6 protein-coding genes, 2 tRNA genes and 2 rRNA genes (1 of these 10 cut by a window edge) are annotated in these 10869 nt (G+C 59.1%); 9 read left to right on the top strand and 1 reads right to left on the bottom strand.

What is annotated here, in order from left to right:
- The 9 genes from CXQ80_RS18225 to CXQ80_RS18185 all read left to right on the top strand — a co-directional run.
- Nucleotides 1-35: transfer RNA gene (locus CXQ80_RS18225), tRNA-Ile, on the top strand (it extends 42 nt beyond the left edge of the window).
- 12 nt (nt 36-47) lie between these two features.
- Nucleotides 48-123, top strand: a tRNA-Ala gene (locus CXQ80_RS18220).
- 240 nt (nt 124-363) lie between these two features.
- A 23S ribosomal RNA gene (locus CXQ80_RS18215) occupies nt 364-3256 on the top strand.
- A 126-nt stretch (nt 3257-3382) separates the two neighbouring features.
- A 5S ribosomal RNA gene (gene rrf, locus CXQ80_RS18210) occupies nt 3383-3498 on the top strand.
- Between the two features lie 292 nt (nt 3499-3790).
- A complete protein-coding gene (locus CXQ80_RS18205) occupies nt 3791-5434 on the top strand; it encodes an acetolactate synthase large subunit (protein ID WP_101321786.1) in 1644 nt (547 codons plus the stop codon).
- A 182-nt stretch (nt 5435-5616) separates the two neighbouring features.
- On the top strand, nt 5617-6171 hold the full coding sequence (locus CXQ80_RS18200) for a UPF0149 family protein (RefSeq protein WP_101321785.1): 555 nt from the start codon (nt 5617-5619) through the stop codon (nt 6169-6171).
- Between the two features lie 144 nt (nt 6172-6315).
- Nucleotides 6316-6945 (top strand): glutathione S-transferase family protein, encoded by a 630-nt coding sequence (locus tag CXQ80_RS18195; protein WP_101321784.1) that lies wholly within the window; start codon nt 6316-6318, stop codon nt 6943-6945.
- Nucleotides 6946-6975: 30 nt separating this feature from the next.
- A complete protein-coding gene (locus tag CXQ80_RS18190) occupies nt 6976-9006 on the top strand; it encodes a pyridoxamine 5'-phosphate oxidase family protein (protein WP_101321783.1) in 2031 nt (676 codons plus the stop codon).
- Nucleotides 9007-9075: 69 nt separating this feature from the next.
- Nucleotides 9076-9975: a LysR family transcriptional regulator gene (locus tag CXQ80_RS18185; protein ID WP_101321782.1), complete on the top strand. Its 900-nt coding sequence runs from the start codon at nt 9076-9078 to the stop codon at nt 9973-9975.
- On the opposite strand, the gene CXQ80_RS18180 is transcribed toward CXQ80_RS18185, so the two are convergent.
- Nucleotides 9968-10840: an aldose 1-epimerase gene (locus CXQ80_RS18180; RefSeq protein ID WP_101321781.1), complete on the bottom strand. Its 873-nt coding sequence runs from the start codon at nt 10838-10840 to the stop codon at nt 9968-9970. The genes CXQ80_RS18185 and CXQ80_RS18180 overlap by 8 nt on opposite strands.
- Nucleotides 10841-10869: the final 29 nt, after the last annotated feature.

Raw genomic sequence — 10869 nt, 5'->3', positions numbered from 1 at the left:
TGAGGTCGGCAGTTCAAATCTGCCCAGACCTACCATTGCAGATACACGGGGCCATAGCTCAGCTGGGAGAGCGCCTGCCTTGCACGCAGGAGGTCAGCGGTTCGATCCCGCTTGGCTCCACCATTTTGCTTCACGCTTCACAGCTTGTCAGAACTTAGAAATGAACATTCGTTGATGAATGTTGATTTCTGACTTTTGTCAGATCGTTCTTTAAAAATTCGGATATGTGATAGAAATAGACTGACATGCACTTTCACTGGTGTGTGATCAGGCTAAGGTAAAATTTGTGAATGCTCGAAAGGGCAGTACGAATTTTCGGCGAATGTCGTCTTCACAGTATAACCAGATTGCTTGGGGTTATATGGTCAAGTGAAGAAGCGCATACGGTGGATGCCTTGGCAGTCAGAGGCGATGAAAGACGTGGTAGCCTGCGATAAGCTTTGGGGAGTCGGCAAACAGACTGTGATCCAGAGATCTCTGAATGGGGGAACCCACTCAGCATAAGCTGAGTATCTTGTACTGAATACATAGGTGCAAGAGGCGAACCAGGGGAACTGAAACATCTAAGTACCCTGAGGAAAAGAAATCAACCGAGATTCCCTTAGTAGTGGCGAGCGAACGGGGACCAGCCCTTAAGTTGGTTTGAGATTAGTGGAACACTCTGGAAAGTGTGGCCGTAGTGGGTGATAGCCCCGTACACGAAAATCTCTTATCAATGAAATCGAGTAGGACGGAGCACGAGAAACTTTGTCTGAACATGGGGGGACCATCCTCCAAGGCTAAATACTACTGACTGACCGATAGTGAACCAGTACCGTGAGGGAAAGGCGAAAAGAACCCCGGAGAGGGGAGTGAAATAGATCCTGAAACCGTATGCGTACAAGCAGTGGGAGCCTACTTTGTTAGGTGACTGCGTACCTTTTGTATAATGGGTCAGCGACTTATATTCAGTGGCGAGCTTAACCGAATAGGGGAGGCGTAGCGAAAGCGAGTCTTAATAGGGCGTTTAGTCGCTGGGTATAGACCCGAAACCGGGCGATCTATCCATGGGCAGGTTGAAGGTTGGGTAACACTAACTGGAGGACCGAACCGACTACCGTTGAAAAGTTAGCGGATGACCTGTGGATCGGAGTGAAAGGCTAATCAAGCTCGGAGATAGCTGGTTCTCCTCGAAAGCTATTTAGGTAGCGCCTCATGTATCACTGTAGGGGGTAGAGCACTGTTTCGGCTAGGGGGTCATCCCGACTTACCAAACCGATGCAAACTCCGAATACCTACAAGTGCCGAGCATGGGAGACACACGGCGGGTGCTAACGTCCGTCGTGAAAAGGGAAACAACCCAGACCGTCAGCTAAGGTCCCAAAGTCATGGTTAAGTGGGAAACGATGTGGGAAGGCTTAGACAGCTAGGAGGTTGGCTTAGAAGCAGCCACCCTTTAAAGAAAGCGTAATAGCTCACTAGTCGAGTCGGCCTGCGCGGAAGATGTAACGGGGCTCAAACCATGCACCGAAGCTACGGGTATCACCTTTTGGTGATGCGGTAGAGGAGCGTTCTGTAAGCCTGTGAAGGTGAGTTGAGAAGCTTGCTGGAGGTATCAGAAGTGCGAATGCTGACATGAGTAACGACAATGCGAGTGAAAAACTTGCACGCCGAAAGACCAAGGTTTCCTGCGCAACGTTAATCGACGCAGGGTTAGTCGGTCCCTAAGGCGAGGCTGAAAAGCGTAGTCGATGGAAAACAGGTTAATATTCCTGTACTTCCGATTGTTGCGATGGAGGGACGGAGAAGGCTAGGCCAGCTTGGCGTTGGTAGTCCAAGTTTAAGGTGGTAGGCTGGGATCTTAGGCAAATCCGGGATCCCAAGGCCGAGAGCTGATGACGAGTTGCCTTTAGGCGACGAAGTGGTTGATGCCATGCTTCCAAGAAAAGCTCCTAAGCTTCAGACAATCGGGAACCGTACCCCAAACCGACACAGGTGGTTAGGTAGAGAATACCAAGGCGCTTGAGAGAACTCGGGTGAAGGAACTAGGCAAAATGGCACCGTAACTTCGGGAGAAGGTGCGCCGGCGAAGGTGAAGGGTTTACCCCGTAAGCTTTTGCCGGTCGAAGATACCAGGCCGCTGCGACTGTTTATTAAAAACACAGCACTCTGCAAACACGAAAGTGGACGTATAGGGTGTGACGCCTGCCCGGTGCCGGAAGGTTAATTGATGGGGTTAGCGCAAGCGAAGCTCTTGATCGAAGCCCCGGTAAACGGCGGCCGTAACTATAACGGTCCTAAGGTAGCGAAATTCCTTGTCGGGTAAGTTCCGACCTGCACGAATGGCGTAACGATGGCGGCGCTGTCTCCACCCGAGACTCAGTGAAATTGAAATCGCTGTGAAGATGCAGTGTATCCGCGGCTAGACGGAAAGACCCCGTGAACCTTTACTATAGCTTTGCACTGGACTTTGAATTTGCTTGTGTAGGATAGGTGGGAGGCTTTGAAGTGGGGACGCCAGTTCTCATGGAGCCATCCTTGAAATACCACCCTGGCAACTTTGAGGTTCTAACTCAGGTCCGTTATCCGGATCGAGGACAGTGTATGGTGGGTAGTTTGACTGGGGCGGTCTCCTCCCAAAGAGTAACGGAGGAGTACGAAGGTGCGCTCAGACCGGTCGGAAATCGGTCGTAGAGTATAAAGGCAAAAGCGCGCTTGACTGCGAGACCCACACGTCGAGCAGGTACGAAAGTAGGTCTTAGTGATCCGGTGGTTCTGTATGGAAGGGCCATCGCTCAACGGATAAAAGGTACTCCGGGGATAACAGGCTGATACCGCCCAAGAGTTCATATCGACGGCGGTGTTTGGCACCTCGATGTCGGCTCATCACATCCTGGGGCTGAAGCCGGTCCCAAGGGTATGGCTGTTCGCCATTTAAAGTGGTACGCGAGCTGGGTTTAGAACGTCGTGAGACAGTTCGGTCCCTATCTGCCGTGGACGTTTGAGATTTGAGAGGGGCTGCTCCTAGTACGAGAGGACCGGAGTGGACGAACCTCTGGTGTTCCGGTTGTCACGCCAGTGGCATTGCCGGGTAGCTATGTTCGGAAGAGATAACCGCTGAAAGCATCTAAGCGGGAAACTTGCCTCAAGATGAGATCTCACTGGGATCTAGAATCCCCTGAAGGGCCGTCGAAGACTACGACGTTGATAGGTTGGGTGTGTAAGCGCTGTGAGGCGTTGAGCTAACCAATACTAATTGCCCGTGAGGCTTGACCATATAACACCCAAGCAATTTGCTCATGCAGGTTGCGGTGGTGAAGACGAAACGCTGAAGATTCGTACACAAACATCACATATCCGAATTTGCTGGGCCGTTCATCTGGACGTTCTGGCTACAGAATTTCTTGACGACAATAGAGCATTGGAACCACCTGATCCCATCCCGAACTCAGTAGTGAAACGATGCATCGCCGATGGTAGTGTGGGGTCTCCCCATGTGAGAGTAGGTCATCGTCAAGATTCATTTCGCAAAACCCCTATCTGCGCGAGCAGGTAGGGGTTTTGTCTTTTCCGCGATCCGGAAATCTGCGGCTGCATCTGGCACCGAAATCTACCTCCCTGCCAAACCCCTCGACATCCCCCACCTCGAAGGTGCGACAATATTGCACTTTGATGACGTGACTTTCCCCTGCATCCTCAACGTCAAGACTTAACCCACGGGCACCTTGCGCCTGTGCAAAGACTCTTTCAGCACCCATGTGCTGACCGTCCTGGACGTCCCGGCGTCCAATTATTTGAGGTAACAAGCAAGATGGCTAAGGCCGCCGATGTCGTTGTGCAATGCCTGGAAAACGAAGGTGTCGAGTATGTATTCGGCATCCCTGGTGAGGAAAACCTCGACCTGCTCGAATCCCTGCGCAAGTCGAAGATCAAGCTGGTACTGACTCGCCACGAGCAATCCGCAGGCTTCATGGCCGCCACCTATGGCCGTCTGACCGGCAAGACCGGCGTTAGCCTGTCGACCCTCGGCCCAGGCGCGACCAACCTGGTGACAGCCAGTGCCTACGCCTACCTGGGCGGTATGCCGATGATGATGATCACCGGCCAAAAGCCGATCAAGAAGTCCAAGCAGGGTCGCTTCCAGATCATCGATGTGTGCGGCATGATGGCACCCATCACCAAGTACACCCACCAGTTCGCCTCGGCCGACAACATCCCAGCACGCATGCGCGAAGCCTTCCGTCTGGCGGAAGAAGAAAAGCCCGGCGCTGTGCACCTCGAGCTGCCTGAAGACATCGCTGCCGAGCAAACCGACAGCATGCCGATCCCGCCAAGCCTGAGCCGCCGTCCGCTGGCCGAGCACAAGGCCGTTGAAGCTGCTGTCGAGAAGCTGCAGAACGCGCGCAGCCCGATCCTGGTGATCGGCGCCGGTGCCAACCGCAAGATGACCGCCAAGGTCCTCAAGCAACTGATCGACAAGACCGGCATTCCTTTCATCACCACTCAGATGGGCAAAGGTGTGGTCGACGAGCGCCACCCACGCTTCCTCGGCAACGCCGCGCTGTCGTCGGGAGACTTTGTCCATCGCGCCGTCGAAGCCGCCGACCTGATCATCAACATCGGCCACGACGTCATTGAGAAGCCACCGTTCTTCATGGTCCGTGGCGGCACCGAGGTCATCCACATCAACTTCCGCTCTGCCGAAGTCGATGCGGTGTACTTCCCGCAGATTGAAGTGATCGGTGACATCGCCAACGCCGTCTGGCAGATCGGCGAAGCCTTGACCGATACCAGCCACTGGGACTTCACCCGTCTGCTGACCATTCGCGAGGCCAACGAAGCCCAGATCGCCGAAGGCGCCGACGACGACCGCTTCCCGGTATACCCGCAGCGCCTGGTCGCCGACATCCGCCGCGCGCTGCCGTCCGAAGGCATCGTTGCCCTCGACAACGGCATCTACAAGATCTGGTTTGCCCGCAACTACAAGGCGCATAAGCCCAACACCGTCTTGCTCGACAACGCCCTGGCAACCATGGGTGCCGGCCTGCCATCGGCGATGGCCTCGCACCTGGTCTACCCGGACCGCCCGGTGATTTCCGTGTGCGGCGACGGCGGCTTCATGATGAACAGCCAGGAACTGGAAACCGCGGTACGCCTGGGCATGCACATCACCGTGGTGATCCTGCGTGACGACGGCTACGGCATGATCCGCTGGAAGCAGGCCAACATGGGCTTCACCGACTACGGCCTGGACTACGGCAACCCCGACTTCGTGAAATACGCCGAAGCCTATGGTGCCAATGGCCACCGCGTAGAAAGCGCCGAAGGCTTCCTGCCGCTGCTTGAGCACTGCATCAAGACCCCAGGCGTGCACGTGATCGACTGCCCGGTCGACTACAGCGAGAACGACCGCATCCTCAACAGCGAGCTGCGTGAGCGCGCGCTGGCGGTGTAAGGGCTGGGTCAAATCCACGCTTATCAGTAAACAGCGCTGACACGTGGAAGAAGGTGCATATGCCCTTCTTCCACTGCGCAGTGGTCCTGATCAGCCTGCGGCACATGCCGCAACCTGCCACCAAAGCCGGCTAGCTATGCTAGGGTGCCTGCATATCCCGTAGTGCAGGAATCCACCGAACCATGCTGCCCCGTCTTGAAGAAAAAGAACTCGCCCGCCTCGAAGATTTGCTGATCACATACGGCAACGATTTCTCGGTGCTGAACCTGGCCGAGCTCAATGGCTTTTTCACCGCACTGGCCAGTTCTCCGGTCAAGGTCAACCCTGAGCAGTGGTTGCCGGCAGTCAGCGGCGGCAAGGTGCCGAAGTTCAAGCGTCCAGCCCATGAAGAAGCCTACACCGCGCTGATGTTGCGCTATTGCAACGACGTGGCCGCGGAGTTGGCCGAACAGCTGGATGACTTCGAGCCGTTGTTCGAAGAGAGTGAAGGCGAAGAGGGCGTAGCGATCATTCTGGAAGAGTGGTGCTTCGGCTACATGCGCGGCACGCAAGTCGCGCAGTGGGGCGAGCTGCCCCCAGAGCAGGACGCCTTGCTCAAGGCCATTTCCTTGCATGGCCTGGAAGACAACTTCGAACTGCTCGACTCGATGAGTTTCGATGAACTTCAGGCCTGCGTGCCACTGGTGATCGACGCCGCGCGTGGCTTGTATCGCTACCAGAGGCAACATCGCCACTAATGCCCAAGGTGTGCGGCAGGCCCGTGATCAACTGAACGATTATTTCGCCCGGCGAAATTATGGATTGTCACGGGCACTGATTCTATTGGCTGGCGGATGGGCGCAGGATTGTCTGCGTCATCCACCCACCACGGAGTCAGGACCATGCCAGCCCCTATCAAGCTCTACAACTTCCCCAAGTCCGGCCATGCCCACCGCATCGAGCTGATGCTGTCGTTGCTCGGCCTGCCGACTGAACTGATCTTCGTCGACCTGGCCAAGGGCGAGCACAAGCAGCCCGCGTTTCTCGCCATCAACCCGTTCGGCCAGGTCCCGGTGATCGACGACAACGGCACGGTCATCGCCGACTCCAACGCCATCCTCGTGTACCTGGCCAAGACCTACGATCAGGGTAACTGGCTGCCTGAGCAACCTCCGGCCGCGGCGAAGGTGCAGCGCTGGCTGTCGGTTGCCGCCGGCCCCTTGGCCTTTGGCCCCGCTGCGGCGCGGTTGATTACCGTCTTCGGCGCTTCCTTCAATGCGGAGGAAGTGATCGGCCGCGCGCACAACCTGCTCGCCGTGATCGACCAGGAGTTGGCCACCCAACCCTTCCTGACCGGCACCAGCCCGACCATCGCCGACGTCGCCAACTATTCCTACATCGCCCACGCCCCCGAGGGCAATGTGTCGCTGGAGCCGTACGGCAACGTCCGCGCCTGGCTGGCCCGCATCGAAGCGCTGCCCGGCTTTGTCGCCATGCCGCGCACTGCCGTCGGCCTGCACAGCGCCGACTGATCTGGCCCACGCCCTCCGAGGGACGCCGTCATGCACACGCAATCCAATGAGCCGAGCTCGCCCTGGCACGCCGGCGAGAGAGCCCTGCAAGAAAAGGCCGGCGTCGCCGAGAGGATGGCAGTGTTCGGGCAGAAGGTCATTCGTGACTACATGCCCGACCAGCACCGCCAGTTCTACCAGCAACTGCCGTTCATGATTGCCGCCAGCGTTGACCCTCAGGGCCGGCCCTGGGCGACCTTGATCGAAGGAGCGGACGGCTTTGTCAGTTCGCCTGATCCGCGTCAGCTGCGCCTGGCCGCCAAGCTTGCCAAGGATGATCCAGCCGCCGCTGGGCTGGCCGCCGGGCAGGCGGTTGGCATGCTCGGCATCGAGCTGCACACGCGTCGGCGCAACCGTATCAATGGCGTGATTGAAACGGCGCTAGCTGGTCAAATTGACGTGCAGGTCGAGCACGCCTTCGGCAATTGCCCACAATATATCCAGCTGCGCAACTATCGGCGTGTCGAAGGGGCCGCGCAGCCCCGCGAGGACGCGACCTCGCTGGACGCATGGGCCACAGCGCTGATCGAAGCCGCCGACACCTTGTTCGTCGCCAGCTATGTCGAGCATGCCGACGGTCGGCGTTCGGTGGATGTTTCCCACCGTGGCGGGCGGGCCGGCTTCGTCAAGGTCGAGGGCAATCGCCTGACCATCCCGGACTACGCTGGCAACCTGCACTTCAATACCCTGGGCAATCTACTGGTCAATCCACGCGCCGGCTTGCTGTTCGTGGATTATGTCAGTGGCGACGTACTGCAGCTGTCAGGGCGCACCGAGTTGCTGCTGGACAGCCCGCTGACCGAGGCATTCGAAGGCGCCGAGCGGCTGTGGGTACTTGAGGTCGAGCAGGTAGTACGACGCCCCGCGGCAGTGTCGCTGCGCTGGGACTTCGAGGCCTATGCGCCAACCAGCCTGGCCACTGGCACCTGGGCTGAAGCGCAGCAACGCCTGCAACAGGCTCAGCGCCAGCAGGACTGGCTCGGCTGGCGGGTGAGCAGGGTCGAGCAGGAGAGTCGTGATATCCGCTCGTTCTATTTGCAACCCGCAGACGGCTCAGCAATAACCTTCGCGCCTGGGCAGCACATCCCACTGCGCTTGCCGCTTGATGCGCAATCCACCGTGATCCGCACCTACAGCCTGTCCAGCGCGCCCTCGGACGGCTACCTGCGCATCAGCGTCAAGCAGCAGGGCGCAGCTTCGCGCTACCTACATGAGCAGGTGGGCGTCGGCGATGTGCTGCACGTGCGCCAACCGATGGGCAGCTTCAAGCTCGACAGCAGTAGCGAGCGACCATTGGTGCTGATCGCAGCAGGGGTCGGCATTACACCGCTGCTGGCGATGCTGCGCGAGCAGCTGGCGCTCAGTGCAAGGCGGTCGATCTATCTGTTCCAGGGCGCCCGTAGCCTGGCCGAGCTGCCATTTGGCCAGGAACTGAGTGCATTGCAACAGCAGGCCGGCGATCGCCTGCACCTGTACCGAGCGCTCAGCCAGCCCGAAGCTCAAGCGGTACTTGGCCAGGACTTCGAGATGGCCGGTCGGCTGGGCATCGAGCAGATCAAAGCGCGCCTGGCGCTGGATGACTACGACTTCTACGTTTGCGGCCCGGCCAGCTTCACCCAGGATATTTATGACGGCCTGCGCCGGTTGAGCGTGACGGACGCGCGCATCCATGCCGAGGCCTTTGGCCCGTCGACGCTGACTCGTCACGGCGACGGTGCTCAGCCTGCGCTGCAGCAGCCACCTGCAGCCAATCAGCCGGTACCGGTGCATTTTGCCGGCTCGGCCAAGCAGGCGCGCTGGACGCCTGGCTCCGGCAGCCTGTTGGAACTGGCCGAGCGCCGCGGGCTGACGCCTGAGTTCAGCTGCCGTGGCGGTTCCTGCGGCACCTGCAAGACGCGCATTGTCAGCGGCCAGGTGCATTACCCGCAGCCGCCCGCCGAGCTGCCCGAGAGCGGCAGCGTGCTGATCTGCTGCGCTGTACCGGCAGATGACGGCGGCCAGCCGCTGGTGCTGGATCTTTGATCGATGCGCCCTTGTGATCAGCCGCCCGCCCCGGGAATAATCGCAGCAGGATTGATACGGGGGCGGGGCATGGATCAGATCCATCTGATGAAGGTGCTGATTGCGGTGGGTGAGCTGGAAAGCTTTGCCGCAGCGGCGCGCAAGCTCGGCCTGTCGCCGGCGGCAGTGACGCGGGCGGTCAGTGCCCTGGAAGAGGCGCTCGGGGTCAAGCTGCTGCAGCGCACCACGCGCAATGTGCGCCTGACCGAGGCCGGCAGCCGCTACCTGGAAGACAGTCGCAATATCCTCGCCAGTATCCACGAGGCCAACGAGGCGGCGGCCGGGATCAACGCCGCACCCAAAGGCAATCTGTCGGTGACCGCGCCACTGCTGTTCGGTAAAGCCTTTGTCATGCCGTGCATCGTTGACTACTTGCAGGCTTACCCTGAGGTGGACGTGTCTGCCTACTTTCTCGATCGGGTGGTCAATCTGGTGGAGGAGGGCATGGACGTTGCCGTGCGCATCGGGCCATTACCCGATTCGGGGCTGAAGGCTGTGCGCGTCGGCCAGGTGCGCCGGTTGTTGTGCGCTTCGCCTGAGTATCTACAGCGCCACGGCAAACCGCAGCATCCCGCCGAGCTGGCCGAGCATACGATGATCGCAGCCAGCGGCGTGTCACCGCGATTGGACTGGACGTTTGGCCCTGAGCAGGCGCCTGTGCAGGTGCGGATCAAGCCCCGGCTGACGGTGACCAGCAACGACGCGGCAATCGTCGCCGCCACGGCAGGTCTGGGCATCGCGCGGCTGCTGTCGTATCAAGTGGCAGCGGAGCTGGCGGCGGGGCGCTTGCAGGTGGTGCTCGAGGATTACGAGCAAGCGCCGTGGCCGATCCATGTGCTGCACCGCGAAAGCAAATACGGCTCGACCAAGGTGCGGGCGTTCATCGACCGGCTGGCGAGTAACCTTCGCGCGCACCACTACCTCAATTGAGCGCTTGATACTGCATTCTGAAACCCAGGCTAACGTGCTCGCCTTTGTGCAGGAGGCGCAAGCCTGGGCGCCCAGGCAAATGGTGCGCATTGATCGGATGGCTGACCGGCTCGAAGCAGAAGAACGGCTGGTCCTGCGGACAGAACAACAGGTAATGGTCGGCTCCGCTGGCGCTGCAGCGTAATTGATAGCCGGCTGCCGGCTGGACAATCGTGCACTCGCCCTGCCAGCCGCTGAAGGCGTGATCGACAACTGTCGTTGGCAGCTCACTCAACTGCCCGAAGCGCCATTCGGGCGGGATTTCAACCTGACGCGATGGCAAACAACCCTCATCGCCTACCCATACCTGACGGGCCGGTGCCAGCAGCAAGGTATCAGCATGGCGAGGCAAGTACGGGTGTAGCCCAAGCCCATGCCAGCAGGGCAATTCATCCAGATGCGTAACCTGCAGATCCAGGCTCAGGCAGCCCTCGTCGAGGCTGACATGCATTACCGCCCGATAGGCAAAAGGCAGCTCGCTGTCCAGCGTCAGGCAAGCATGATCAGTGCCTTGATGAGTCACCACCCAAGGTTGCTGCCAGGCACTGCCATGGATCGCGTAGGGCGAGTGCTCGGTGTTCGCGGCCAATGCCAGCCAGCCATCAGGGCGGGCAAAGCCACCGCTGTCGATGCGGTTGGACCACGGCACCAGCGGATAACAACCCAGGCGCCTTGGCGTAGCGCTGTCCAACGCCGCTTGATCACTGTGGCGCAGCAACGCCTGGCCACTGTCCTTGACCTGCCAGTTGACCAGGCTGGCGCCCAGCTCCGGGGCCAGGCTCAGGCGTGTCAGACGGTCTTCAAGATCCAGTTCGAATAAAGCCATTCAGCAAGCTCCAGGTGCAAACACGGTGA

Origin of the sequence: Pseudomonas sp. 02C 26 (genome assembly GCF_002843585.1) — a bacterium.
Classification (GTDB): Bacteria; Pseudomonadota; Gammaproteobacteria; order Pseudomonadales; family Pseudomonadaceae; genus Aquipseudomonas; species Aquipseudomonas shirazensis.
Note: the sequence above shows the minus strand (reverse complement) of the source record. Positions and strands in the feature narration are given on the sequence as shown.

Bases quoted from the DNA above. Each gene is read 5' to 3' on its own strand.
- CXQ80_RS18205 (WP_101321786.1), top strand. From the start codon at position 3,791: ATGGCTAAGGCCGCCGATGTCGTTGTGCAATGCCTGGAAAACGAAGGT.
- CXQ80_RS18200 (WP_101321785.1), top strand. From the start codon at position 5,617: ATGCTGCCCCGTCTTGAAGAAAAAGAACTCGCCCGCCTCGAAGATTTG.
- CXQ80_RS18195 (WP_101321784.1), top strand. From the start codon at position 6,316: ATGCCAGCCCCTATCAAGCTCTACAACTTCCCCAAGTCCGGCCATGCC.
- CXQ80_RS18190 (WP_101321783.1), top strand. From the start codon at position 6,976: ATGCACACGCAATCCAATGAGCCGAGCTCGCCCTGGCACGCCGGCGAG.
- CXQ80_RS18185 (WP_101321782.1), top strand. From the start codon at position 9,076: ATGGATCAGATCCATCTGATGAAGGTGCTGATTGCGGTGGGTGAGCTG.
- CXQ80_RS18180 (WP_101321781.1), bottom strand. From the start codon at position 10,840: ATGGCTTTATTCGAACTGGATCTTGAAGACCGTCTGACACGCCTGAGC.